11 protein-coding genes and 1 pseudogene are annotated in these 26,596 nt (G+C 70.0%); 4 read left to right on the top strand and 8 right to left on the bottom strand.

Features of this window, described 5'->3' with window-relative positions:
* Positions 1–73 precede the first annotated feature (73 nt).
* Complete coding sequence (locus MKK52_RS01010; protein ID WP_243951889.1) at positions 74–3,211, bottom strand: efflux RND transporter permease subunit; 3,138 nt, start codon at positions 3,209–3,211, stop codon at positions 74–76.
* A complete protein-coding gene (locus tag MKK52_RS01005; RefSeq protein WP_409564597.1) occupies positions 3,204–4,226 on the bottom strand; it encodes an efflux RND transporter periplasmic adaptor subunit in 1,023 nt (340 codons plus the stop codon). The genes MKK52_RS01010 and MKK52_RS01005 overlap by 8 nt, the downstream gene beginning before the upstream one ends.
* A 241-nt stretch (positions 4,227–4,467) precedes the next feature.
* Here MKK52_RS01005 and MKK52_RS01000 point away from each other — a divergent pair, with 241 nt between their 5' ends.
* Positions 4,468–5,472 carry an SDR family oxidoreductase gene (locus MKK52_RS01000; protein WP_243951888.1) on the top strand — a complete coding sequence of 335 codons (1,005 nt, stop codon included), beginning with the start codon at positions 4,468–4,470 and terminating at the stop codon, positions 5,470–5,472.
* 6 nt (positions 5,473–5,478) lie between these two features.
* On the opposite strand, the gene MKK52_RS00995 is transcribed toward MKK52_RS01000, so the two are convergent.
* From MKK52_RS00995 to MKK52_RS00980, 4 genes are all read right to left on the bottom strand, one after another.
* Entirely contained in the window at positions 5,479–5,805 is a 327-nt protein-coding gene (locus MKK52_RS00995; RefSeq protein WP_243951887.1) for an NIPSNAP family protein, read from the bottom strand.
* 82 nt (positions 5,806–5,887) lie between these two features.
* Positions 5,888–8,263 carry an EAL domain-containing protein gene (locus tag MKK52_RS00990; RefSeq protein WP_243951886.1) on the bottom strand — a complete coding sequence of 792 codons (2,376 nt, stop codon included), beginning with the start codon at positions 8,261–8,263 and terminating at the stop codon, positions 5,888–5,890.
* 153 nt (positions 8,264–8,416) lie between these two features.
* Complete coding sequence (locus MKK52_RS00985; protein ID WP_243951885.1) at positions 8,417–9,448, bottom strand: fumarylacetoacetate hydrolase family protein; 1,032 nt, start codon at positions 9,446–9,448, stop codon at positions 8,417–8,419.
* A gap of 85 nt (positions 9,449–9,533) precedes the next feature.
* Positions 9,534–12,710, bottom strand: a complete 3,177-nt coding sequence (locus MKK52_RS00980; protein WP_243951884.1) for an efflux RND transporter permease subunit — start codon at positions 12,708–12,710, stop codon at positions 9,534–9,536.
* A gap of 99 nt (positions 12,711–12,809) precedes the next feature.
* Between MKK52_RS00980 and MKK52_RS00975 the strand changes: the two genes are divergently transcribed.
* Positions 12,810–14,021: an efflux RND transporter periplasmic adaptor subunit gene (locus MKK52_RS00975; protein ID WP_243951883.1), complete on the top strand. Its 1,212-nt coding sequence runs from the start codon at positions 12,810–12,812 to the stop codon at positions 14,019–14,021.
* Positions 14,008–14,310 (top strand): DUF3862 domain-containing protein, encoded by a 303-nt coding sequence (locus MKK52_RS00970; RefSeq protein WP_243951882.1) that lies wholly within the window; start codon positions 14,008–14,010, stop codon positions 14,308–14,310. The genes MKK52_RS00975 and MKK52_RS00970 overlap by 14 nt, the downstream gene beginning before the upstream one ends.
* Before the next feature lie 13 nt (positions 14,311–14,323).
* Here the strand turns inward: MKK52_RS00970 and MKK52_RS00965 are convergent, their stop codons facing one another.
* The gene (locus tag MKK52_RS00965) at positions 14,324–22,021 is read right to left on the bottom strand and encodes an autotransporter-associated beta strand repeat-containing protein (RefSeq protein WP_243951881.1); all 7,698 of its coding nucleotides are present in this window, start codon (positions 22,019–22,021) and stop codon (positions 14,324–14,326) included.
* A gap of 18 nt (positions 22,022–22,039) precedes the next feature.
* Positions 22,040–22,363: pseudogene (locus MKK52_RS27180) on the bottom strand (autotransporter outer membrane beta-barrel domain-containing protein); the annotation flags it as partial.
* A gap of 1,246 nt (positions 22,364–23,609) precedes the next feature.
* Between MKK52_RS27180 and MKK52_RS00960 the strand changes: the two are divergent.
* Positions 23,610–26,585 carry a glycosyltransferase gene (locus MKK52_RS00960; protein ID WP_243951880.1) on the top strand — a complete coding sequence of 992 codons (2,976 nt, stop codon included), beginning with the start codon at positions 23,610–23,612 and terminating at the stop codon, positions 26,583–26,585.
* Positions 26,586–26,596: the final 11 nt, after the last annotated feature.

Below are 26,596 nucleotides of genomic sequence, written 5' to 3'. Positions count from 1 at the left end.
CCCTCGGCAGCGGCTGACGCTCATCGCGATAAGCGTTTTTCACACATGTTCTTATCACGAAAGCCGAGGCGCTTTAAGCCGCCTCGCGCCAGTCCTCCCCCCGCCGGAAGCGGGCGAAGCGCAGGGCGAGGATCGGCAGGATCAGGAGGTTCAGCACCGTCGAGGTGACGAGGCCGCCGAGGATTACGGCGGCCATCGGACCCTCGATCTCGCGGCCGGGCTCGCCCGCGCCGAGCGCCAGCGGCAGCAGGCCGAGGCCGGTGACGAGGGAGGTCATCAGGATCGGCACCATCCGGTCGGCGGCGCCCTCGAAGGCTGTGTCCCGGTCCCAGGGGCGGCCCTCGCGGGCGACCATCTGCTCGTAATGGGCGATCATCATCACGCTGTTGCGGAGCGAGATGCCCGACAGGGTGACGAAGCCGACGATGGAGCCGAGCGACAGCGTGCCCCCCGTCAGCAGCACCGCCGCGACGCCGCCGACGAAGGCGAAGGGGAGGTTCGCCAGCACCAGGGCGAGGTTCGCCCCCGAGCCGGTGACGATGGCGAGCAGCACCACGATGCCGAACCCGGCCAGCGCCGTGTGGAACAGGAGATCGCGCCGCGCCTGCGCCTGCGCCTCGGCGGCGCCCGCGAAGGTGATGTAGACCCCCGCCGGCAGACGCACCTCCTTGGCGATCTTGCGCTTGGCCGCCGCGACGAAGCCCGCGATGTCCCGCCCGACGACGTTGGCCGTCACCGCCTGCACCCGCTGCGCGCCTTGGTGCTGCACCTGATAGCGGCCGGTGCTCTCGTAGACGTCCGCCACCTGCGACAGCCGGAGGTAGCGCCCGCCCGGCGTCCGAAGGGGCAGGTCGCCGATCGCGCTCAGGCGCTCCCGCGCATGGGCCTCGAGCAGGACGATCACGTTGAACACCGCGTTGCCCCGGTAGGACTGGCCCACTGTGTCGCCCTGGTAGGCGGTGCGCACCGCTTCCAGCACGTCGATGGCATCGAGCCCCCAATGGCGCAGATCGACCTGCCGCAGGGCAACCGTCACCTGCGGCAGGCCGGCGGGGGCGGCCTGCTGCACGTCCCGCGCCCCCCGGACCTCGGCGAGTTCCCGCGCGACGGCGCGGGCGGCGGCCTCGATCCGGTCGAGGTCGTTGCCGACCACGTTGACGACGACCGGCGCCGTGAAGCCGGAGATGACCTCCTCGATCCGCTCCGTGAGGAAGGATTTCAGCGAGAAGGCCGGGCCGGGGAAGCCCGCGATCAGGTCGCGGATCCGTCCCTCGATCCCGCGCTGCGCCGCCCCGCCGAGGCCGGGTTCGAGATCGATGTGGATCTCGCTGTAATGCGGCCCGGCGGTGTCCTCGCCGGCCTCGGCCCGGCCGATCTGCGAGGCCACCGCGCGCACGCTGGGGATGGCCTTCAGCTCGGCGGTGATGAGGGTGCCGAGGCGCTGCGATTCCGTCAGTGAGGTGCCGGGCGCGGCCACCATGTGGAGGATCAGGTGCCCCTCCCGCAGGTCGGGCAGGAAGGACAGGCCGAGGCCGGGCACGAGCGCCGCCCCGGCGAGCGCGGAGACGATCCCGAAGGCGACGACACTACGCGGCGCGCGGCCGGCGCGGCGCAGGAGCGCGAGATAGAGCCGGCGGCTCCAGCGCACGGCGGGCGGGTCGATCGCCGGCCCGGCGCGCCCGGTCCTTCCGCCGAGGAGGACGAGCGACAGCGCAGGCGTCACCGTCAGGGCGATGAGGAGCGAGGCGACGACGGCGGCGACATAGGCCAGCGCCAGGGGTCCGAACAGCCGCCCGGCGACGCCGGTGAGCGCCAGGACCGGCAGGAACATCAGCAGCACGGCCAGCGTCGCGTAGGCGACGGAGCTGCGCACCTCCAGGATGGCGTCGCGCACCAGCCGCGCCCGCTGGCCGAGGGTGGCGCGCCCGGCCTCGCGCAGGCGGCGGGTGACGTTCTCGACGCCGATCACCGCGTCGTCCACCACCTCGCCGATGGCGAGCGCGAGGCCGCCGAGCGTCATGGTGTTGAGGCTCTCGCCCCAGGCTTGCAGCACCAGGGCCGCTGCCACGAGGGAGAGCGGGATCGCCGCCGCGCTGATGAGCGCCGTGCGCCAATCCCCCAGGAAGACGAGGAGCACGATCACCACCAGCCCGCCGCCGAGGCCTAAGGCGAACAGCACGTTGCCGGTGGCGACGCCGACGAAGTCGGCCGGGCGGAACAGGTCCGGGCGTAAGGACACGCCCTCGCGGTCGAGGGCGGGGCGCAACTCGTCGAGGGCGGCTTCGAGCCGGGCGGTGACGGCGAGGGTGTCGACGCCGACCTGCGCGCCGACCATCATCAGCAAGCCGGGCTTGCCGTCGACCAGGGCGGCGCTGATCGCGGGCTCCGGCGCGGCGGTGACGGTGGCGACGTCGGCCAGGATCACGCTGGCGCCGCCCTCGTTGGCGAGCACCGTGCGGCCGAGCGCCTCCGGGGTGAGGGCCTGCCCCTCGGTGCGCAGCACGACGCGCTGGTTCGGCGTGTCCACGAAGCCCGCCCCGCGCACGCCGGTCGCCTTGCGGGCGGCGGCGAGGACGTCGTTGAGTCCGATCTGGTGGCGGATCAGGTCGTCGGGGCGCACCTGCACCTGGAGGGAGCGCACCGCGCCGCCATAGACCGAGACCTGGGCGATGCCCGGCACCGCCTGAAGGCGCGGGCGCACGGTCCAATCGGCGAGGGTGCGCAAGTCCATGGCGTCCCGCCGCGCGGAGGTGAGGCCGACGAGGAGCACCGTGAGGGTCGAGGAGGTGAGCGGCGTCATCGACGGCGCCGAGACGCCCTGCGGCAGGCGCCCCGGCAGGGCGGCGATGCGCTCGTTCACCCGCTGGCGCAGCTGATCGACGCCGCTGCCCGCCCGGAAGGTGGCCGTGACCACCGACAGGCCTTGGATCGAGGAGGAGCGCAGGGTCTCCAGCCCCGGAAGGCCGGCGACCGCCCCCTCCACGATCTGCGTCACCAGCACCTCGACCTGCTCCGGGTCGAGGCCCGGCGCCTCGGTCTGGATCGTGGCCGTGGGCGGGGTGAATTCGGGGAACACGTCGTAGCGCGCCCCGGCCAGGGCGTAGAGCCCGAAGACGAGGAGGGCACAGGCCAGCGCCAGCACCACGCGGGGCAGCCGCACCGAGGCGCCGACCAGGGCCGCCTGAAGGCCCGAGGGCGTCTCCTCAGTCATCGTCGTCGCCGACGACGCGGATGCGGCTCCTCAACTCCTCCGACAGGACCGCCTGCGCGCCGGAGAGGACGATCTCGCTGCCGTCGGGCAGATCCTCCACGACGAAGCTGTCGGCCGACATCGGCGCATCGGGCCGCACGGGGTGGCGCACGTAGGAGTCGTCGCCGAGGCCGCGATAGACCCAGGTGCCGCCCTCGGCGTGGACCACCGCGTCCTCCGGCACCAGCACGCCCGTGGCCGCCTTGCCGGTGGGCAGGAAGGCCATGACGCTCATGCCGGGCAGGAGCCCGCTCTCGCCGGAGACGAGATAGTAGAAGCTCTGGCCCTGGATCCTGGGATCCGTGCGCGTCGCGGGGGAGACGAGGCGGAGCGGCACCCGCACGCTCTGCGGCGGCACCTCCGCGAAGGCGGCTTCCGGCGGCTTCGCCACGGCTTCCCCCGGCGGCAACGTCACCTGCATCAGCAGGTCGTCGCGCTCGATGAGCCGCGTCACCAGGGCGCCGCGCTCGATGATCGCCTTGCCGATCACCGCGCCCCATTCCTGCCGGGCAGTGGCGGCGAGCGTGCGCACCTGCGATTCCGCCGCCGCGACCGCCGCCTGCTCGGTGAGCGCCGCACCCTCGGCGGTCTCGATCTGCGCCGTGGCGACCGCCGCCGCGCCGAGGCTCCGCAGCCGGCGCGCGGCGCTCACCGAGACCTCGGCGCGGGCCTTGGCGGTCTGGAGGGCGGCCACCGCCCCGGCGTAGCTGTTCGTGAGTTCGGTGACGCGGGCGAGGTCGAGGAGGCTGCCGTAGCCGGTGGCCTCGCGCGGATGCGGCTCCGCGGGCAGGACCTTCGTGACGATGCCGACCCGCGCCCGCTCGGCGGCGGTGAGGCGGACGATTGTGCGCCCGTCCTCGACGGCAGTGCGCGACGCGGGCAGCCGGGCGGCGGGGGCCGGCGGGCGGCCGGGCAGGAGGGCGTCCAGGGAGTCGCGCCACCCGGCGAGGGCAGCGGTGGCGCCCGGCCGCGTCATGGCGAAGGCGCCCCCCGCGACGAGGGCGAGCAGCGTTCCGGTGAGCAGGACCGTGCGCGCCTGGCCCAACGCCAATCCCCTTCCCACCGATTGCCGAATCGTCCCGATTCCCAGCCGATACACGAAAACGGCGGCGCTGGCCTACCCGGCCCCGCACGGAGGATCGGGAAACTTGAGCGCAGTCTCGGGGGTAGCCAACCCGAGCGGCCTGCGGGCCGCGTCAGTTTCGGGACCACCGGCCATGCAGCACAAACCCCTCGCGGACCAGACGATCGTCGTGACCGGCGCCTCGTCCGGGATCGGGCTGGCCACGGCGCGGCGGGCCGCCGCCCAGGGCGCGCGGGTCGTGCTGGCGGCCCGCAGCGGCGCGGCCCTCGACCGGATCGCCGCCGACCTCGTCCGCGAGGGCGGGCAGGCCTTGGCCGTCGGCGCCGATGTCGGCGAGCGGGAGCAGGTGGAGGAGATCGCCGCCAAGGCGGTGGCCGAATTCGGCGGCGTCGACACCTGGGTGAACGTCGCGGGGCTGACGATCTACGGCCCCCTCGGGGTGGTCAGCCAGGAGGATCACGAGCGCCTGATGCGCACGAACTTCTGGGGCACCGTCCACGGCTCGCTGGTGGCGGTCGAGTTGATGAAGAGGCGGGGCGGCGCGCTGATCAATGTCGGCTCCATCGCCTCGGACCTCGCCTTCCCCTTCCAGGGCATGTACTCGGCCTCGAAACACGCGGTGAAGGGCTTCACCGACGCCCTGCGCATGGAACTGCGCCTCGACGACGCGCCGATCTCGGTGACGCTGGTGAAGCCCGCCTCCATCGACACCCCCCTCCCCCGCCGGGCGCGCAACTACCTCGACAAGGAACCGATGCTGCCGCCGCCGGTCTACTCGGCGGACGAGGTGGCGCGGGCGATCCTGCACGCCGCCGTGCGCCCGCAGCGGGACATCGTGGTCGGCGGGGCGGGCAAGATGTTCATCGCGGGCAAGGAGTTCGCGCCGGGGGCCTACGACCACCTCGCCGGGCAGATCGCCGCCCTGCAGAAGCGCACCATGGCGCCCCGCCGCCCGGCCGGGGCGCTGCACGAACCGCAGCTCGACGACACCGGCCATGTCCACGGGGACCAGCCCTTCCCGGTGCTGCGCCGGAGCGCCTACACGCGGGCGAGCCTGCACCCCCTCGCCGCCGCCTCGGCGGTGGTCGGCCTCGGCCTCGCCGCCGCGACCCTGCTCCGGTCGGGGCGGCGCTCCTGACGCGCGTCAGCGCAGGGCCGAGAAATCCGTCGGGGCGAGGAAGGTGTTCTCGATCCGCGCCACGATGGGCTTGTCCTTCTCGGTCTCGGCGCGCTTGGCGATCCATTCGGGATCGGCCTGGAAGGCGTTCCACTTCTGCTCGCGATCGGCGAGACTGTCCCACTTCAGGAAGTAGGTCAGGGCGTGGTTGTCCGGCCCGACGAGGGTGGTGAAGAAGCCGACCTGCTCGATCCCGTACTTCTCGAAGAAGCCCATCGTGACGGTGCGGAACCGGTCGAGGAGGGCGGGAAGCCGGGTCGGGGCGCAGTAATAGACGCGCATTTCGACGATCATCGCTCGGTCCTTCGCGAGGGAGGCGGAAGAACCCGGGCGTAGGCGCCGGCCGCGCCCGCGTCAATTTCCCCCGCACCCCCTTTCAGGCGGCGAGGGTGCCGTCCTCCGGCGGATGGGTAAGGTGGGCGAAGGTCGCGATCCGGCTGGGGCGGCCCATCAGGAAGCCCTGCACCGCCGAGCAATGCTCGCCCATGAGGAAGTTCAGCTCCTCCACCGTCTCGACGCCCTCCGCCAGGACCGGCATCCCGAGGCCCCGGCCGAGGCCGAGCACCGAGCGGACGATGGCCGCCGTCTGCTCGTTGGAATCGACGGTGCGGATGAACGAGCCGTCGATCTTGATCTTGTCGAACGGGTAGGCGCGCAGGTTCGAGAGCGAGGAGTAGCCGGTGCCGAAATCGTCCATGGCGATGCGCACGCCGAGGGCCTTCAACTGGCGGAGCGTGAGCTGCGCGCGGGCGGGCTCGCGGATCAGGGCCGTCTCCGTCACCTCGATCTCCAGGCGCTCGGGGGCGAGGCCGGTCTCGCGCAGGACCTCCTCCACCAGGGGCACGAGGTTCGGCGCGTGGATCTGCACCCCCGACACGTTCACCGCCACGGTGAGCGGGCTGGTCCAGCCCGCCGCCTCGCGGCAGGCCTCGCGCAGCACCCATTCGCCGATGGGCAGGATCAGGCCGCTCTCCTCCGCGATGGGGATGAAGACCGCCGGCGAGACCGAGCCGCGGACGGGATGCTGCCAGCGCAGCAGCACCTCGAACCCGATCACCCGGCCCGAGGCGACGTCGCTCTGCGGCTGGAAAACGAGGTGCATCTCGTCCCGCGCCACCGCGTGGCGCATGTCGTGCTCCAGGTGCCGCCGGTCGCGCACCTGCGCGCCCATCGTCGCCTCGTAGAAGCGGTAGGTGTCCCGCCCCTCCGATTTCGCCCGGTAGAGGGCGGTGTCGGCGTAGCTGAGGAGCAGCGCGCGCTCGTCGGCGTTGTCCGGGTAGATCGCGATGCCAAGGCTGGTGCCGGCGGATGGCCCGACCATGTCGCGGTTCTCCGCGCGCAGGGCATCGAGCACCGCCTCCGCGAGGCGGCCCGCCGCCACGGCGTGGTCGCAGGGCATGAGGATCGCGAACTCGTCGCCGCCGAGGCGGGCCATCAATTGGTTCTCGGTCAGGAGCCCGGTGATCGTGCGGGCCACGGTGACGAGGAGCGCGTCCCCCGCCGCGTGGCCGAACAGGTCGTTGACCTCCTTGAAGCGGTCGAGGTCGAGGCACAGCACCGCGAGCTTGCCGCCGGTCGCCGCCGCGAGCTTCATCTCCCGGTCCAGGCGCAGGTTGAAGCTCGCCCGGTTGGCGAGCCCGGTGAGCGCATCGTGGTGGGCGAGGAACTGGATCTGCCCCTCGGCCTTGCGCCGGGCGCGCAGGTCGCGCACCGCGACGGCGAAATGGGGCTCGTTGCCGTAGGTGACGGGGCGGACGATGAGTTCCACGGGGATCGTCTCGCCCCCGGCGCCGCTCAGCTCGGCCTCGATGGGCTGCTCCGGCTGCCCGGTCAGGACGAGCTGCGCCCCGGCCCCCGGCAGGAAGCGCGCCAGCGGCACGCCGCCGAGATCCGAGGCGGGCAGGCCGACGAGGGCGCCGAAACTGTCGTTGCCGTTCACGATGGTCGTGCCCCGGCAGACCAGAAGCCCCTCGACGGCGGCGTTGGCGAGGCTGTTCAGCCGCTCCCGCGCCAGGATCGCCTGCCGGCGCTCACGCAGGTCGAGCAGCAGCGCCGCACCCGCCATCAGGAGGATCGCGACGCTCGCGAGCGCCACGCCGACGCCGAGCCAGCGGGACGGCAGGGCGCTGTCGGTGATGGCGACCGACGGATCGGGCACGATGGTGATCGCGCCCATGGCGGTGAAATGGTGGCTGCAGATCGCCGCCAGGAGCAGGACCGTGCCGACGACCTGCCCAGTCTTCCCCTCGCGCCCCAGCCCCACCTGAAGCGCGGCCGCGCCGAGCACTCCGCCGAGGATCAGCGAGACGGCGACGAGGGTGTGGTCCCACCGGAGGTGGCCCGGCACCTCGAAGGCCGCCATGCCGGTGTAGTGCATCGCCGCGATGCCGCCGCCGAGGACCAGTCCGCCGAGCACCGGCGCCGCCGGCAGCCGCCGCGACAGCGCCACCGCCAGCCCGGCCCCGGTGAGGGCGATGGCGTAGGCGAGGGAGAGGATGGTCAGCCGGGTCGCGTAGCCCGTCGGCAGGCTCGGCTCGAAGGCGAGCATGGCGATGAAGTGGGTCGCCCAGATTCCCGAGCCGCCCGCCACCGCCGCGACGGCGATCCACGCCCCCTGCCAGGGCCTCTGGCTCCGCCGGGCATGGTGAAGCAGGGCGACGCAGGCGGCCGAGGCCAGCGTGCAGATGAGAGCGGCGAGCGCGACCAACCAGAGGTCGTGCTCGCCGAAGAAACATCCCAACACGGTGAGCATCAGGCAACCAGAGGTAGCTTTGTCGTTGCCGCTTACGTTACCTCTCTGACCTTAACTTCCTTTTACGTTCGACACGGTGGCCGGCGCGATCGATGCAAAAAACGTGACGCGTTTTGTCGCGATGCCCCATTCGACCCGCGCTATAGCCTGCGCTCAGGAATGGATCTGCTGAATCACGTTGCGCAGGGTACCGAGTCCGACGATCTCGGTCTCCATCACGTCGCCGGGCTTCAGGAATTCCGGCGGCTTGCGGGCGAAGCCGACCCCGGGGGGCGTGCCGGTGGCGATGATGTCGCCGGGCACCAGCGTGAGGCCGCGCGACAATTCCGAGATGATCCGCGCCACCTTGAAGTACATCTGCTTGGTCGAGGCGTCCTGCTTCACCACGCCGTTGACGCGCAGGAGCAGGCGCAGGTCCGTGGGGTCGATGTCCGAGGCCGGGACGATCCAGGGTCCGATCGGCCCGTGGCCGTCGAGGCTCTTGCCCTTGAACCACTGGCCGCCGTGCAGGGTGCGCTGGATGTCGCGGGCGGTGGTGTCGTTCAGGACGCTGTAGCCGAAGACGTGGTTCAGGGCGTCGGCTTCCTTGATGTTGGTTCCGCCCGTGCCGACGATGATCGCGAGTTCCGCCTCCCAGTCGATCTGCGTCGAGACCTCGGGATTGTAGGGAATCGGGTCGTAGGGGCCGTTCACCGTGTTCACGCCCTTGGTGAAGAACACGGGATGGGCCGGGTATTCGGTCTTGGCGAGGCTGGTCGCCTGCCCTTCGGCGAAGTGTTCGAGGTAGTTCCAGCCCACCGCGTAGACGTTGCGCGTCGGGGCCGGGATCGGCGCCAGCAGGCGCACGGTCTCCACCTTCGGCCCGTCGCCGGAGACGGCGGCGCGGCGCACTAGGTCGAGGGCCTTCGGACCCGCCTCGATCAGCGAGACCATCCGCGTCGTGTCGAGCCCCGGCACGGCGACCTGCGAGAGGTCGATCACGCGCCCGTCACCCGTCACGGCGCCGAGGCGCGCGGCCTTGCCCGCATCGGGGACGAAGGTGACGAGGCGGAGCATGTCACCGCCGCTGGGTGGGATCGGCTGCCCCGGTCCGGTGGCCGGGCTCTGCGCCCTGGCCGGTGCCGCCAGGGCGCCGACGGCGGTGGCCGCCGCGGTGAGATGCAGGAAGTCGCGCCGTGTGCTCATGGAAACCGTCTCCTCCGGCCCACCCTTCGTTGGGGCGGTACCGGAGAAGCTTCTGCCTCGCGCATTCAAAATGCAATGCGCTGTTTCACGTCGGCGCCGGCTCGGCCTCCCGCGCCTTCTCCGCCGGCTTTGCGTCCTCGTCCTTCGCCTTGTCCTTGCTGCCGAGCAGGCGCTCGAAGGCGACGTAGAAGGTCGGTGTCACGAACAGGGTGATGAAGGTCGCCACCACGAGGCCGCCGATCACCACCGTGCCCATGGAGACGCGCGCGTTGGCGCCCGCCCCCGAGGCGATGGCCAGCGGGATCGAGCCGGTGATGAAGGCGAAGGAGGTCATCAGGATCGGCCGCATCCGCAGCCGCGCCGCATCCTGCGCCGCCTTGAGGGCGTCCTCGCCCTGCCGCCGCAGGTCCTCGGCGAAGGAGACGAGCAGGATCGAGTTCTTCGCCGCGAGCCCGACGAGGAGCAGCAGCCCGATCTGCCCGAAGATGTCGAGGTCGAGCCCGCGCAGGGCGAGCGCCCCCACCGCGCCGAAGATCGCGATGGGCGTCGCCAGCAGGATCACGAAGGGCAGGCGCAGGGATTCGTACTGCCCGGCCAGCAGCAGGAAGATCATCAGCACGCCGAGGCCGAAGATCAGCGGCGCGTAGCCGCCCGCGACCTTCTCCTGATAGGCGACGTCGGTCCATTCCACGGCGTAATCCGAGGGGAGCTTGCTCTTGGCCAGCGCCTCGACCTCCTTCAATACCGTGCCGGAACTCGCGGTGGAGGCCACCTCGATGGCGACCTCGATGGCCGGATAGGTGTTGTAGGACAGGACCGCCGTCGGCCCGGTGGTGAACTCCGCGCGCACCAGGGAGCCGATCCGCACCGGCTCGCCGCGCCCGTTGAGGACCGGCAGGGCCTCCAGGTCCTGGATCGTGCGCCGGCCGGTAGCCTCGCTCTGCACGTAGACCTGATAGACGAAGCCGAACCGGTTGAAGAGGTTCACGAAGCTCGACCCGACATAGGTGCCCAGCGCGTCGAACAGGTTCTGCAGCGGCACGCCGAGCTGTTCGGCCTTGGCCCGGTCGATCTCCAGCCGGATCTGCGGCACGCCGTAGCTCGTGGTCGGCAGCGCCTGGCCGACATTGGGGTTCTTGCTCAGCTCGTCGATGAAGGACTGCGCCGCCTCCGCGAGCTTGATCCCGCCCGTGCCGCTGCGATCCTGGATCTCCAGGGTCAGGCCGCTGCGGGTGCCGAGGCCGGGAAGCGGCGAGGGGTTGACCACCCGCACCTTGCCGTCCGGATCGTGCCTAAACTCCTTCTGCACGCGGGCGATGACGTCGTCGGCGGTGGCCGTGCGCTGGCCCCAGGGCTTCAGGATCGGGATCTGGAAGCCGTAGAACGGCGCCACCGCATCCGCGAGGATGCTGCGGCCGATCACCCCGATCGTGTGCTCCGCCTCCGGCATCTCCCGCAGGGACTTGCCCAGGCGCTCCACCATCCTGTCGGTGCGCGCCACCGAGGCGCCCTTCGGCAGGGCGACGTCGGCGAAGAAATAGCCCTGGTCCTCGTTCGGCACGAAGCCGGAGGGACGCTGCATCACCAGCAGCACCGTCACCGCCGCGAAGGCCGCAAAGGCGAGCCCCACGAGGACGACGTGGCGGCTGAGCGCGCCGATCATCGTCGTCAGCCCGTTCGCCGCCTTCTCCAGCGCCCGGTTGAACCAGCGCAGCGGCGCCTTCCAGCGGCTCTGGCGCTTGTCCGCCCCCTCCGGCCGGTGCTTCAGGATCATCCCGCACAGGGCCGGCGTGAGGGTGAGGGAGACCACCGCCGAGATCATCACCGAGATGGCGATGGTGAGCGCGAACTGGTTGTAGAGCTGGCCCGTCAGGCCGGGGATGAAGGCCACCGGCACGAACAGCGCGGCGAGGACCAGCGTCGTCGCGATGACCGGGCCCGCCACCTCGTTCACCGCCTCGCGGGCGGCCGGGCGGGGCTCCATCACCTCGTCCATCAGCCGCTCGGTGTTCTCCACCACGATGATCGCGTCATCGACCACGAGCCCCACCGCCAGCACCATGCCGAGCAGGCTCAGGGTGTTGAAGGAGAAGCCGAGCAGGGCCATCGGCCCGAACGTGCCCACCAGCGCCACCGGCACGGCGATGGAGGGGATGAGCGTCGCCCGCCAGTTCTGCAGGAAGATGTAGGTGACGACGACCACGAGGATCAGCGCCTCGAACAGGGTGTGCACCACCTCGGTGATCGCCTCGCGGACGAATTCCGTGCGGTCGAGGGCGATCTTGTATTTCAGGCCCGGAGGAAAGCGCCGGGCCAGTTCCTCCATCGTCGCCTTCACCCCGTCCATGACGTGGACGGCGTTGGCGCCGGGGGTCTGGTAGAGGCCGAGCGTCGCGGAGGGCCTTCCGTCGAAGCTGGAACGGACACCGTATTGCTCCGAGCCCAGTTCCACCCGCGCCACGTCGCGCACCCGCACCACCGAGCCGTCCGGGTTGGCGCGCAGGAGGATGTTGGCGAATTCCTGCGGCTGGCTGAGGCGCCCCTGCGTCACCACCTGCAACTCGAACGGCGTCGGCTTGCCGTCCGTCGGCGGCTTGCCGAGCGAGCCGGTGGTGATCTGCTCGTTCTGCTGGCTCACCGCCTTGATCACCGCGTCGGGGCTGAGGGCCAAGGCCTCCATCTTCACGGGGTCGAGCCACAGCCGCATGGCGTAGCGCTTCTGCGAGAAGTTCTGGATGCGGCCCATGCCGTCCACCCGACGCAGCGGCTTGATGACCTGCGTCTCGGCCCAGTTCGCCAGGAACAATTCGTCGTAGGGCGAGCCCGGCTCGGCATAGAGCACGATGTTGCCGAGCTGCTGGCGGGTGCTCTTCTGGATCTCCAGACCTTGCGAGCGCACCGAGGCCGGCAGCCGCGCCTCCGCCCGGTTGGCGCGGGTCAGCACCTCGGCGGCGGCGGCGTCGAGGTCGGAGCCGATCTCGAACGTCGCGTCGAGGTTGACGCTGCCGTCCGTGTTGCTGGTCGAGGCGATGTAGAGCAGGTGCTGCGCGCCGTTGATCTCCTGTTCCAGCGGCGTCGTCACCGCGTCGTAGGCCTGCTGCGCGCTGGCGCCGGGATAGGTCGCCTGGATGTTGATGATCGGCGGCGCGATCTCCGGGAACTGCGCGATGGGCAGGGTCAAGCCCGCTACGGCACCGATCAAAGTGATCAGCACCGAGATCACGCCCGCCAGGACGGGACGATCGACAAAGCGGGCGAACATCGAACCTCGCCTGGACAGGGATGGCCGCGAAAGCCGGGCATGCAACGCGATCCGGTTTGGCGTGTTCCCCGTCCTGTTCGACGCGGGGGGTTCAGCGGCGTGCGCAGGGGTGTGAAGGTTGGGCTGGTGGGCGGTGGGCTCGCCCTCGCCCTGGCAGGCGGCGGCTGGTACGCGGCGGGCAGGCCCTCGCCCTCCGCGATGCTGGCGATGCTGCCGGGGGGGCAGGCGCCCGCCAAGGCCGACGAGGCCGAGCCCACGCTCACCGTGACGGTGGTGCCGGCGCACCGGCAATCGGTGCCGATCAGCTTCGTCTACACGGGCACGATCATTTCGCAGCAGGACGCCGCCCTGCAGGCGCGGGTGACGGGCGACGTGACCGCGCGGCCGTTCGAGCCCGGCAGCCACGTGAAGAAGGGGCAATTGCTCTTCCGCATCGACAAGCGCCCCTTCGAGGTCGCCCTCGCCCAGGCCAAGGCCCAGGAGGCGCAGGCCAAGGCACAGCTGCAATTCGCCCAGGCCGAGGTGGACCGCACCGATTCCCTCGCGGACAAGGGCTACGCCTCCGAGCAGCGCCTGCAGCAATTGCAATCGAACGCGGCCTCCGCCGCCGCGCAGGTGCAGGGCGCCGAGGCGTCCATCGCCCGCCAGAACCTCAACCTCGACTACGCCGAGGTGAACGCCCCCTTCGACGGCCGCGCCAGCCTCTCGATCGTCAACCCCGGCGACCTCGTCATCGAGAACCAGACGCAGCTCGTCACCGTGGTGCAGCTCGATCCGATCGACGTGCAGATGGCCCTCTCCACGGAGGATTCGGAGGCCCTGCGCGAGGCGATGCAGAAGGGTCCCGTCGCCGTCGAGGTGCTGGACGAGTCCGGCAAACCGATCCGCAAGGCCAGGATCTACCAGCTCGACAACCGCTTCGACCCCCGCACCGCCCGCCGCCTCGTGCGCGCCCTGCTCCCCAACGAGGACGAGCGCTTCCTGCCCGGCCAGTTCGTCCGCGCCCGCGTGACCCTCGGCACGGAGGACAAGCTCCTCGTGCCCACCATCGCGCTCTCGGCCCGCCTCGCACAGCAGATCGTCTACGCGGTCGATGACCAGGGCATCGTGCGCCAGAAGCCGGTGACGACGGGCGACAGCTTCGGGGAGAACACCGCGATCATCGCCGGCCTGAAGGAGGGCGAGCGGATCGTGACCGACCACCTTCAGGACATGCGCCAGGACCTGAAGGTCGAGGTCCGCGCCCCGCAGGACGCGAGCCAGGGCATGAAGGCCGACGAGACCGGGAGCACGCGCCGTGACTCGCAGTGACGCCCTCCGCCTCGCCCTGGTCGCAGGGGCACTGGCCGCCCCCCTCCCCGCCGCCGCGAAGGGGTGCCGGGTGGACAAGGCGCATTACGCCGCCCTGCACACGGGCATGACCCTCCACCGGGTGACGGAGCATCTCGGCTGCAAGGGGCGCCGCGTCTCCCACCTCACCATCGGGGACAATCACCGGGCGACCTATAGCTGGGCCGGGCACGGCACCTACGGCGCGAACCTGACCCTGACCTTCCGCAACGGCCGGCTCACCGACAAGGCGCAGCTCGGCCTGCGGTGAGCCTCGCGGCCCCTCAGAAGGCGAGGTTGAAGGCGCCGCGCACCCCCTGCCGGTGCGCCCGCTCGCCGACCTCGCCGGTGTAGGACACCGACAGGTTGACGCCCTGCGTGACCTGCGCCCCGATCCCGAGATCGCCGACGAGGCTGTCCTCGTCGAGGGGCACGCCCAGGACCGGGAAGGGGCCGGTTCCCGCGAAGCGCATCGTCCGCACCGGGACCACGTCGCCGAAGGCGTGGCGCCAGCCGAGGGTGCCGGTGGCCTCCACCGCGACGCCGCCGACATCGAAGCCGAACCGCCCGCGCAGGCCCAGCGTCGCGAAGCCGGTGTCCCTCTCGCTCCGGTCCACCGCCAGGGCGGCGAGGCCGCCGCGCTCGGTGAAGCCGTCGGAGGCCACACGCACCCCCGCGAGCCCGGCCAGCGGCTCCAGCGCGGCCGTGAAGCGGTCCGTGACGCTCATCTCGAAGCGGTAGGCGATCTCTCCGAAGGCCTGCGCCGTGCCGGATTCGGAATGGCTGCTCAGCCTGTCCGAGAAGCCGGGAAGAGCCACGAACCGGCTCGCCTTCCCATCGTCCCAGGCATAGGACATCCCCGTCCGCAGGCTGAACCGGCCCCAGTCCGCGCTGCCATAGGCGCCGACGATGGGCGCCTCGGCCGAGGCGGAACCGCCGCCACGCGCGCCCGTGAGCGTCTGGCGCTGGTAGCCCGCGAACAGGCCGAGGCGGCTGCCGGTCCAGATCGAGGCATCGAGACCCGCCAGCACGCCGCCGAGGCCGGATCGGAAGCCCTGCGCCTCGGCGGTGCCGCCGCTCCGGCCCCAGCTTTCGAGACCCGCCACCCAGATCGCCGGGCAATCGCGCCGCGAGGCCTCGGGGCGCCGGGGCTCATCGAGGCAGGTCGCGCTGCCGTCGCCGCGCATCCGGCCGAGGACGATCTCCCGCGAGGCGGCGCTGCCGGCCGCCTGCAGGCCCATCATCGTGGCATGGAGGCTCCCGGACAGGGCGCTGAACGCCGCCCGCGCCGTGGCGGCGTTGGGCAGGCGCTCGGCCGCGGCGCGCAGGGGCGAGGTGGTCGGCATGGCTTCGAGGCTCAGGGCGACGCCGCGCTGGTTGGCGGTGCGGGCCACATCGACGAAGGTGCTCACCCGCTCCACTTCGAGATAGACCTCGTTCGGCCCATAATGGTCGCGCAGGCCGTAGAAGGCCGAGACCATCGTGTCGCCGGTGAGGGTGAAGGTGCCGCTCACGCCCCCCGCCACGTTCATCAGCGTGTAGCGCGTGTTGGGCCGGAACGCGTCCGTGCCGAGGCGGGTCACGGCGAGCATGGCCCCGCTCTCGATCACCGCCCGGCCGCCGATGGTGATCCGGCCCGTGATCGTGCCGGCCGCCGCCAGGGAGACCGCGTAGACCGAGCCCGCCTGCTGCAGGGTGGAGCCCTTCACCGTGAGGCCGTCCGGCGCGAGGGTGGAGCCCGCCCGCGCCACCACGGCCCCCACGAGCCCCGACCCGGACAGGGTCGTGCCCGACAACGCCGTGATCTCGGAGCCCGCCAGCGCGCCGTTCACCCGCAAGCCGCCCCCGACGAGGGTGGTGGGGCCGGCGAAGGCCCCGGAATCCCCGGTGACGACGAGGGTGCCGGCCCCGCGCTTGATGAAGCTGCCGGTGCCGAGGATCGTGTTGGCGAAGGGCGCATCCGTGCCCTGATCCAGCACCAGCGTGCCGGCGTTCGTGATGGCGCCGCTGCCGAAGCTCCCCGCCGACCCGACGAGCGTGCCGGCCTGAATAGAGGTGCCGCCGGTATAGGTGTTGGCCCCCGCCAGCGTGGTCGTGCCGGCCCCGATCTGGGCGAGGCTCCCCGATCCCGCGATGGGGTTGGCGAGGGTGAGCGCATCGCCCCGGTTGACCGCGAGGACGCCCTCGTTCGCCACGGGGCCGGTGCCGAGCGTGCCGCTGCCGGCGAGTTGCACGGTGGCGCCGGGGGCGATGGCGGTGCCGCCGCCATAGGTGTTGGCGCCGGCCAGGACCTGCGTCCCGCCCGTCACCGCGAGGCCGCCCGGTCCGTCGATGCGGCCGGCGAACGTGTCCCGCGCGTTCGTCAGGGTGAGCGTCCGGGCGCCGAGCGTCACGGTGCCGGTGCCCGCGAGCGTCGTGATCGCCGCGCCCGACGCGGTGCCGGCGATGTTGAACGTCCCGTTGTCGACCACGCCGGACGCCGCCGCGATGCTGCCGGTGCCCGCGAGCGCCAGGGTGCCGCCGGGGGCGATGGTGGTCGCGCCGGTATAGGTGTTGGCACCGGTCAGGGTCTGCGTCCCGCCCGCGACGGTGAGGCTGCCCGCCCCGTCGATGCGGCCGTCGAAGCTGTCCTGCCCCGCCGTGATCGTGAGGGGCTGGCCGCCGAGCGCCACCGTGCCGGTGCCGGCGAGGCTTCGGATCGACGCGCCCGAGGCGGTCCCCGCGAGGTCGAGCGTCCCGTTGTCGATGACGCGCGACGAGGCCGCGATGCTGCCAGCGCCCGTGAGCGCAAGGGTCGCGCCGGGGGTGATGGTCGTGACGCCCGTATAGGCGTTGGCCCCCCTTAGCGTCTCCGTCCCGCCCGCGACGGTGACACCGCCCGCGCCGCCGATGCCGCCCGCGAAGGTATCCCGCGCGTTCGTCAGGGTGAGAGTCCGGTTGCCCAGCACGACATTGCCGCCGCCGGAGAGCGAGGTGATCGCCGCCCCCGTATTCGTGCCCGCGATGTCGAACGTGCCGTCGTCGGTGACGCCCGACGACGGCGCGATGCTGCCATCGCCCGCGAGCGCCAGGGTCGCGCCGGGCGTGAGGGTGGTCGCCCCCGTATAGGTGTTGGTGCCGCCGAGGGTCTGCGTGCCGCCCGCGACGGTGAGGCCGCCCGCGCCGCCGATGGTACCGCCGAACGTGTCCTGCCCCGCCGTCACGGTCAGAGTCCGGCCGCCGAGGACGACGGTGCCGTTGCCCGCGAGGCTTCCGACCGAGGCGCCCGCGTTCGTGCCCGCGATGTCGAACGTGCCGTTGTCGATGACGCGCGACGAGGCCGCGATGCTGCCGTTGCCCGTGAGGGCGAGGGTCGCGCCGGGCGTGAGGGTGGTGGCGCCCGTATAGGTGTTGGTTCCGGTCAGGATCTCCGCCCCGCCCGCGACGGTGAGGCCGCCCGTCCCGCCGAGGGTGCCGGCGAAGGTGTCGCGCGCGTTCGTTAGGGTCAGCGTCCGGTCGCCCAGCACCACATAGCCGCCGCCGGAGAGCGTCGTGATCGCCGCGCCCGCATTCGTGCCGGCGATGTCGAACGTCCCGTCGTCGGTGACGCCGGACGAGGCCGCGATGCCGCCGCCGCCTGCGAGCGCCAGGGTCGCGCCGGGGGTGACGGTCGTGGCGCCCGTATACGGATTGGCTCCCGCCAGGGTCTGCGTGCCGCCCGACACGGTCACACCGCCCGTCCCGCCGATGCCGCCCGCGAAGGTGTCCCGCGCATTCGTCAGGGTCAGCGTCCGGTCGCCCAGCACGACATTGCCGCCGCCGGACAGCGAGGTGATTGAGGCGCCCGTATTCGTGCCCGCGATGTCGAACGTCCCGTCGTCGCTGACGCCGGATGAGGCCCCGATGCTGCCATTGCCTGCCAGCGCCAGGGTCGCGCCGGGGGTGATGGTCGTGGCGCCCGTGTAGGGATTGGCACCCGTCAGGGTCTGCGTGCCGCCGGAAACGGTCACGCCTCCCGTCCCGCCGAGGGTGCCGGCGAAGCTGTCCCGCGCGTTCGTCAGGGTCAGCGTCCGGTCGCCCAGCACCACATTGCCGCTGCCGGAGAGCGTCGTGATCGCCGCCCCCGTATTCGTGCCCGCGATGTCGAACGTCCCGTCGTCGGCGACGCCGGACGAGGCCGCGATGCTGCCATTGCTCGCCAGCGCCAGGGTCGCGCCGGGGGTGATGGTGGTGGCGCCCGTATAGGAATTGGCCCCCGTCAGGGTCTGCGTGCCGCCGGTCACGGTCACGCCCCCCGTTCCGCCGATGCTGCCAGCGAAGGTGTCCCGCGCATCCGTCAGGGTGAGGGTCCGGTCGCCGAGCACGACCTTACCGCTGCCGGCGAGGCTCTTGATCGACGCGCCCGCGTTCGTCCCTGCGATGTCGAAGGTCCCGTCATCCGTCACCCCCGAGGAGGCGGCGATGCTGCCGGTGCTGGCGAGCGCCAGGGTGCCCTGGGCGATGGAGGTGCCGCCCGTGTAGGTGTTGGCCCCCGTCAGGATGAGCGTGCCGAGGTCGGATTTGAGCAGGCCGTTGCCGGCCAGCACGCTGCCGATCGTGGCCGTCATGCCCGCGCCGGCCGCGGTGCCGTCGCCGACCCGGATCGGCGTCGCTGCCTGGCTGAGGGTGACGGGATCGCCGACGATCCGGTAGCCATCGACGGCGAACTGGATCCCCGTGACGCGGATCGCCCCCGCGCCGCCATCCACCGTGACCGTGCCGGGCTGCGCCTCGAACAGGACATAGGTGCCGTTGGAGAAGGCCGCGTTCGGGGTCCCGTTGGTGGTGGTCCAGTTGTCGGTGTTGGGCGCGCCGAGCGCGGCCGAGGCGGTCCACACGCCGTCGCCGCCCTGCACGATCCCGTCGTTCTTCACGCCCGCCGTGCCGTCCCAGACGCTGAAGGTCATGCCCTGGCTGTTGATGAGGTTGACCTGTCCCTGCACCGTCGTCTGCAGGGTGTTCGCCGAGCCGGTGGGCATGGTGCCGAGGGCGAGCCCGTTGTTCGTCAGCGTTCCGCCATAGGTGAACAGGCGGTAGACGCCCGCGCCGTAGATGCCGCCCGTCGCCTGGGTCACGTTGAGCGTGCCCGCCAGGGTGAGGTTGCCGCCGACGGCGACGAGATCGTTCAGCGATCCGCCCACGACTCCCGCCTGCCCCAGCTCGAAATTGAGGATCGAGGCCGCCGACAGGACGAGATCGCCCGCGATGGTGAGGGTACCGGGGCTGTTGCCGGCGGCGAGGACGCCGTCCGCGACGCTCACCGAGCCGCCGAGCGTCCCCCCGCCGCCGAGGGTGCCGCCGCTCGCGACACTCACCGTGCCGCCGAGCCGGCCGTTCACGCTGAGCGTGCCGGCGGTGATGTTGGTCGTGCCGGCGAAGGCGGACGAGTCCCCCGTGAGCCGGGTGTTGCCCGCGCCGCGCTGGACGAGGGTGCCGCTGCCTGAGATCGCCGTGCCCACCTCGACGGTGTCGGCGCGGTTCAGGGCGAGGGTTCCGTCGACGGTCGCCGCCCCGCCGAGCGTCCCCGTCCTGCCGCCGTCGCCGATCTGCAGGGTCGCGCCGCGGCCGACGCCGGTCGTGCCCGTGAAGCGGGAGGAATCGCCCGTCAGCACCGCCGTCCCGCGCAGGACGCGGAACGCCCCCGAACCGAGGATCGCGTCCGACAGGGTGGACCTGTCGGTGCGGTTGTAGGCCAGCGTCCCGTCGGCGGTGACGCTGCCACCGAGGGCGCCACGCGTCCCACCGTCGCCGAGCTGCACGGTCGCGCCGTTGGCGATACGGGTGGTGCCCGCGAAGCCGGAGGAATCGCCCGTCAGCACCGCCGTCCCGCCGAGGACTTCGAAGGCCCCCGCGCCGGAGAGCGTGACGGGCAGGGCGGACGTGTCATTCCGGTTGAGGGCCAGGGTGCCGCGATCGACCACGCTGCCGCCCAGGGCGCCGCCGGCGCCCCCATTCCCAATCTGCAGCGTCGCGCCGTTCGCGACGCGGGTCGTACCGGTGAAGCCGGAGGCGTCGCCGGTCAGGACGGCGCCGCCGCTCACGTCGAACGTGCCCGCCCCCGTCAGGGTCGCGGACAGGATGGCGCTGTCGCTCCGGCGGGAGGCCAGGGTGCCGTTGATGGCGACGCTGCCGCCTAGGGCTCCGCTCGTGCCGCCATCGCCGAGTTGCAGCGTCGCGCCGTTGGCGACGCGGGTCGTGCCCGCGAAGCCGGAGGAATTCCCCGTCAGCACCGCCGTCCCGCCGAGGACGTCGAGGGCGCCCGAACCGGAGATCGCGCCGGCCAGCGTGGACGCATCATTCCGGTTGTAGGCCAGTGTGCCGCTGTCGGTGATACCCCCGCCGAGGGCGCCACCGGCATCGATCCGGAGCGTGGCCCCGTTGGCGATCCCGGTCGTGCCCGCGAATCCGGAGGAATCACCCGTCAACGCCGCCGTCCCGCCGAGCACGCTGAGGCGGCCCGAACCGGAGATCGCGCCTGGCAGCGTGGACGTATCGTTGCGGTTGTATGTGAGGGTGCCGTCGGCGGTGATGCGGCCGCCCAGGGCGCCGCCGGGATCGAGCTGGAGCGTCGTGCCGGTGGCGATGCGGGTCGTGCCCGCGAAGCCGGACGAATCGCCCGTCAACGCCGCCGTCCCGCCGAGGATCTTGAAGGCTCCCGAACCGGAGATTGCGCCGGCCAGCGTGGACGCATCGCGCCGGTTATAGGCGAGGGTGCCGTCGTCGGTGATGTTGCCCCCCAGGGCGCCGCTCGTGCCGCCATCGCCGATCTGCAGCGTCGCGCCGTTGGCGAGACGGGTCGTCCCCGTGAAGCCGGAGGAATTGCCGGTCAGCGTCACCGTTCCGAAGTGCAGTTCGACGGCCCCCCCGCCGGAGATCACGTTCGAGGCGGTGATGGAATCGATCCGGCCGAAGGTCAGCGTGCCGCTGTTGGCGATCCGGCCGCCGAGCCGGCCGCCGGTGCCGCCGTCGTCGATCCGCAGGGTCGCGCCGGCGTCGACGGTGGTTTCTCCCGCGAAGGCCGAGGAATCGCCGGTCATGAGAACGATCCCGCCGCGCGTGGTGATTGTGCCCGAGCCGGACAGGGTGCCGGCGAAAGACGACGCGTCGGCACGGTCGAAGGCCAGCGTGCCGTCATTGGTGACGGCACCGCCGAGCAGCCCGCTCCGGCCGCCGTTGCCGATCCGCAGGGTCCCCCCCCTGGCGATGGTGACCGTGCCCGCGAAGCCCGAGGCGTCGCCGGTCAGGGTGCCGGCTCCGGTCGCGACGACTTCGAGCAGGCCCGCGCCGCCGATCGCGCCGCCGAAGACGGCCGTCCCGCCCGTCGCGGCAACTTGCAGGACCGCGCCGTGGGCGACCGTCGCGGTGCCGGTGTAGCCGGAGGAATTATTCACGGCGATAATGCGGCCGCTGTCCAGCGCGAGCGACCCCACCCCCTCGAAGTTGAGGAAAGATGTGGCGGTGCTCGCATACCGGAACTTGCCGTCGACGTGAACGGTCCCGCCGAACGATCCGCTTGTGGCGACCTGCAGGGTCTTGTGACTGTCGATGCGGGCTGTGCCCGCGAAGCCGGACGACGCGCCCGTCAGACGGACGGTGTTCGCCAGCACCTCCAAGGTGCCCGCGCCCGCGAGAATGCCCGCGTAGGTCAGGTCCGGCGCGGTGGTGCCGGTGTCGTTGCCGAATTGCAGCTTTGCCCCGGCGTTGATGGTGGTCGTGCCGGTGAAGCCCGACGGGTCGGCGGTCAGGATCGTCTTGCCCGCCACCAGCGTGATCGCCCCCCCGCCCGACACCTGCGGCGCGAATTCGTAGGCGTCGCCCGTATGGTTGAAGTTGAGTGTGCCGGTCCCGTTGCCGAAGGTGAGAACGGGGACCTGCAACGTCCCCGCCGCCACCGCCGTGGCATTGGGCGCTGCACCGATGTTGATCGTGCCAATGGAGCCGGGGCTCTTGGCGAGGAAGGCCATCGTTGCGGTAGCCTTCCCACCATTGGAAAGCGTCAGCGTGCCCGTTCCCAGGTTGCCGACTGTTAGGCCGTTATTGTTGGTCCAGGTAGAGTTATTCCCGTCAACGGAAGCGTTACCGACCCCATTCACGTCGCCGCCCAAGGATCCGTTCTGAGCGGAAAGAGATCCGCCATCCGTAATAGTCAGTCTTCCGTTACCGCCTGCGCCGACAGTAACGTTGGATGACGCAGCCCAGTTCGAACCGGTACCGTCAATACTGACAGTGCCGCTGCCTCTGATGGCAGAGCCATTAGGTGTAAAGCCGATGTTTGCTTTTGTACTGGAAACTTTTCCGCCACTCATAATATTTAAAATACCAACTTCAAAATATCCAAGATCGATTTCATCTCTAGATGTTAATTTACCGCCGTTTGCAATTTCTACAACGCCCGTTCCGTAAACACCGATGTTTACGATCCCACCGGCCGCTATCTTAGAGTCCACTCCATTGATACCAATGAATCCACTTGACCCAGTATGCTGACCGACGAATAAACTCGGTACGCTCGATTCCGATATATCGAGAGACTGACCACTTCGCACCAGTAATGTGCCGCTATTGTCTTTACCGACAATGATTTGATTGGCGCTTGCTCCAGCAGTCTCAACCACGCTTTGGCGCGTGACATCGATCTCGACAGTATCGACGTTCAGCCTCGGCACGCTGCCTGAACTCCAGTTGCGCGCATCCGCCCAATCGGAGCTGATCGTACCCGTCCATAGGGCAGGCGAGGCGGCATGGGCTGGAGTCAAGGCCGTCGAGGACAGCAGGCAGACGGCGACCGCGAACCGCTGTGCTTGTAGCGGCAGGCTGCGCGACGCCGCAGTTGAAATGGCAAGACGGACGCGTACCGCAAGACGTGCGGGCCCGTCGAACTTCATCCAGCCCATGATGTGATCTGCTCTCACAACGCCATCGAACGCGATGCGACAAGCGCCGACCGCGAGCCGGCCCCTGTCTCCACATGCCGCTTAGCATATGACTCAATGTATTTCAGAGTCGTTTAGGGATAGAACGATGATCATCCGACCCATTTGTTGCGCCAATGTCACGATAAATTTCCTATATACATCTAAAGTCTCCATCACATCCCTACTAAATCTGCAAAATCGGCATTCATCACAAAAAACTCAGACAGTAATAATGTAGATCAGTTTTCTAATTTACGCGCTATCGGATAAAATATGAAAACTGTCGAATATTCGATTTCCTTTCAACGCCACGGCGCCCAGCAAGCCTTGCATGAAAACTCAGCTCCGCCGCAATTTCCTCATCGTAGCTATGAAGCAATATGATCGGATCGGGCGAAATCAAATCAAAGCTTTCTAGACCCCTGCCCGCCCCGATCAACACGGCAGGCGCAAAATGTTACAATTCGTATGGATTTGAGCGCCGAGCACCCGTATGATACTTATCGAGATGCATGGCTTGGCATCTAAATGGCCGGTCAACTCCGCACATGTTGCTGAGCAACCTTAGAAAAAACTGAAAATATTTGAATATTTACTTTGTATTCTCAAACATATGAAGCCAAAGGTTAGCTGACGAATGATGCAATCCGGGGCCGATCTACGCGTTCTGTTCTACGAAGACCCTCTGACCGACAATGCCTCGTTCTTCCGGTGGTCGGCCCATCTCGGCTGCGATGCACCCTGGCTTCGGGCGCTGACGCGAGATGGCCATGACGCGCGAATGCTGGTTCACGAGCGTTTCCTGCCGGTCACGCGAAAGGTCGGCATCCCCCGTCACGCCGTGATCACGATCAGCGAGGACGAGCTCGTCAACCGGCTCTGGAACCCGCATGGCGATGTGAACACCCTGCTGCATCGTCATTTCGATCCGCTGTCTGCGGACGCCGTCGAGGCGCTGGCCGACAGCCTGGACCGGCCCGCCGCCCTGGCCACGCGAGCGCTCTTGGCAGACGCGCTGGAGAAGGCCCTTGGAGATTTCCAACCGGACATCATCATTACTTGGTGTCCGGCGCCTCATCTGCGCGTGTTGTTTCCGAATGCGCTCATCCTCCATAAAGAAACGTCGATCTTCTCACGACCGCCCCTTCCCCTGACCTACACGCTCGATCCGCGCGGTTTCCACTTCTGGTCGGTCCCGGCTCAGCCGACCGAGCCAGCCTCGACGAGCGATCAGGCGACAATGGACGCCACCCGCGAGCTACGCTCGGCCCTGGAACTCGCCTACCGCCTCCAGGACGCGGCTTTCTCGGAAATCGAAGACCACATCGGGACCTACGAGACCTCGCTGCTGGTCGTCGGCCACGAGAACGGTGCGTTCTTCTTCGACGCGAGCTGTTCCTACCGCTCGCAGGTCCACCAACTGCTCGACGTTCTCGAGAACGCTCCGCCGCATTGGGCGGTCGTGGCCAGTGAGCATCCCGATTGCCGCCGGATGACCCCGGCCGAGAAGGATTTCATCAAGGAGCGGCATCCGAACTTCATTCCGATCCCCGAAGCGCTGGCCCCCCTGTGCTCGGGGCAGAGACTCGCCCGCCGCGTCGATCGGGTCGCGGCCGTCAGTTCCAGCGTCGGCCTTCATGCCCTGTTCTGGGGCACGCCACTCCATGCGCTGGGGCACAGCCACCTGAATCGCTTCGCTGCCGGGCAGGGGGTCGCCAGTTTGGCGGAAGGCTCTCGCCAGAATGCGTTCACCGACGGGAACGCGGCCTGGTGGGCTTTCCATTACAGCTACCCGAACAGCCTCGCGGAGAAGCCCGGATGGCTCTCCTCGCACCTGCGCACCAAACTCGATCATTGGCAGGCGCACGGGGTCGTCGGCTACTTCGCCGAGCCGATCGCGGACATGGACGAGATGCGATCCCGGCTCACGGGCCGGTCTGTCGAGGCGATCCACGCCCGACTCGGACCGCCCCTGGGCCTGTCGACAGTCCCGGACCGGCTGGATTTCACGAATGCCGCGTGGTTCGGCCCAGGCTGGGCTGCCGCGGAAACGAACGGTGAGCTCGTCTATCGCTGGACCACGTCTCGGGAGGCGGAACTGATCCTCCCGCTGCCCGTCGGACATGACGTCCTCATCACGATACAGGTGGGCACGCATGGCAGCTGCTCCGGGCAGACGGCGGAGCTTCGCCTGGGAGACCTCACTCTCGCGGCCGAACAGGTCGGCCTCGACGGCGCGGCGCGGCTGACGGCGCGCCTGTCCAGGACCTTGATCGTCGATCCCGCGACACGGCTCGTCGTCCAGGCGCAGGACCTCGCCCCGCCTTCGGAGGGGGCCACCCCGCTCGCGCTCATTTCGACCTCCATCACGATCGAAGCGGCCCCGCCCCTGCCGTCGCGACCGGCGATCGGCACGCACGTACCGCCACGGCATTCCGTGCTGATCCCGACCCTGAACGGGCGCCAGACGTTGGAGGTGGTCCTGCCCGGCCTCCTGTCCCGGATTCCGGACGGCGTCGAGGTTGTGGTCAGTGACAACCACTCCGAGGACGGCACCTGGGAGTTCCTCAACGGCCTAGGCGACGAACGGCTCACCGTCCTGCGACCTCCGGAGCGCGTTGATTACGCGAGCAACGCGGACTGGGCGTATCGCCATGCCCGAGGTGAATGGCTGGGACATCTCGGCGACGACGACCAAATCCTGAGCTCGCGCTTCGCGATGATCGACCACGTCGCATCGCATTCCGACGCCGAGATAATCTACGCGAATCGGATCCGGTATTACTGGCCGAACTTCATGGCCCTGGAACTCGCCAATACTCTCGATAGCGCCACTTTCAGCGATACTGTCGTCTTGATGGAAGGCGACGATGTTGCGCGCCGCAGCATCAACTCCGGGAATGTCCGGCATACCGGCGCCGTGGTCCTGCATCGCAACCTCATCCGGCGCGTTCGGGCCGCGATGGGCGGCCGCTTCATGGTGCAGCGGCTCGGTGAATATCTCGGCTACCGCGTTGCGGCGGGATTGTCGGCCGGCGTAGCCTTCGTCAACCGGCCGATCGTCGTCATCGGCCGTCACGACAAGAGTATCGGGACGTCGATGCATCACGACAGCGCCGCGGGCACGGCCTTCGGGACGGATCTGGAAAGGGATATCGGCTCCCATCACCAGGGGACGGGGTTCCACTTCCTGGGGCAGCAACCCTTCTCGTTTGAGGCCGCGCTCGCGGCGGCATCGACCCTAGCGCCCCGCATCGGGCCCTGTCCGATCGATTACGCCCTCTGGCGCGAGCGGGTCGTCGCCGACCTGGCCAGCCAAGTCGCGAAGGGCAGGATCTCCCCGGATGCCGCCGCCGGCATTCAAGCCGCGGGGGACGCCGCGCTGGCCGAAGCCATCGGGACCCAGACGGCCTCGCCCGGCCCGATCGGTACACCCGTGCCGATCGAACCGAGTTGGGGGTGGCGCGGACGGCTCGGCGGCGGACGGATCGGAGCTGCCTCCATCACGGAAGTAGGCGACTGGTTCGAGGACACCTTCGCCCTGCGTCAATCCCCGACGTCACTCGGCTTCAAACGCAGCGACGAGGTGCCCGTATCCTGGGTGGACGCGTAGCGGCGAGGGCG

The organism is Methylobacterium sp. J-067 (assembly GCF_022829465.1).
Lineage (GTDB): Bacteria > Pseudomonadota > Alphaproteobacteria > Rhizobiales > Beijerinckiaceae > Methylobacterium > Methylobacterium litchii.
Note: the sequence above shows the minus strand (reverse complement) of the source record. Positions and strands in the feature narration are given on the sequence as shown.

Bases quoted from the DNA above. Each gene is read 5' to 3' on its own strand.
- MKK52_RS01005 (WP_409564597.1), bottom strand. From the start codon at position 4,226: ATGACGCGGCCGGGCGCCACCGCTGCCCTCGCCGGGTGGCGCGACTCC.
- MKK52_RS00965 (WP_243951881.1), bottom strand. From the start codon at position 22,021: ATGGCCTTCCTCGCCAAGAGCCCCGGCTCCATTGGCACGATCAACATC.
- MKK52_RS00960 (WP_243951880.1), top strand. From the start codon at position 23,610: ATGATGCAATCCGGGGCCGATCTACGCGTTCTGTTCTACGAAGACCCT.
- MKK52_RS00980 (WP_243951884.1), bottom strand. From the start codon at position 12,710: ATGTTCGCCCGCTTTGTCGATCGTCCCGTCCTGGCGGGCGTGATCTCG.
- MKK52_RS01010 (WP_243951889.1), bottom strand. From the start codon at position 3,211: ATGACTGAGGAGACGCCCTCGGGCCTTCAGGCGGCCCTGGTCGGCGCC.
- MKK52_RS00985 (WP_243951885.1), bottom strand. From the start codon at position 9,448: ATGAGCACACGGCGCGACTTCCTGCATCTCACCGCGGCGGCCACCGCC.
- MKK52_RS01000 (WP_243951888.1), top strand. From the start codon at position 4,468: ATGCAGCACAAACCCCTCGCGGACCAGACGATCGTCGTGACCGGCGCC.
- MKK52_RS00990 (WP_243951886.1), bottom strand. From the start codon at position 8,263: ATGCTCACCGTGTTGGGATGTTTCTTCGGCGAGCACGACCTCTGGTTG.
- MKK52_RS00995 (WP_243951887.1), bottom strand. From the start codon at position 5,805: ATGATCGTCGAAATGCGCGTCTATTACTGCGCCCCGACCCGGCTTCCC.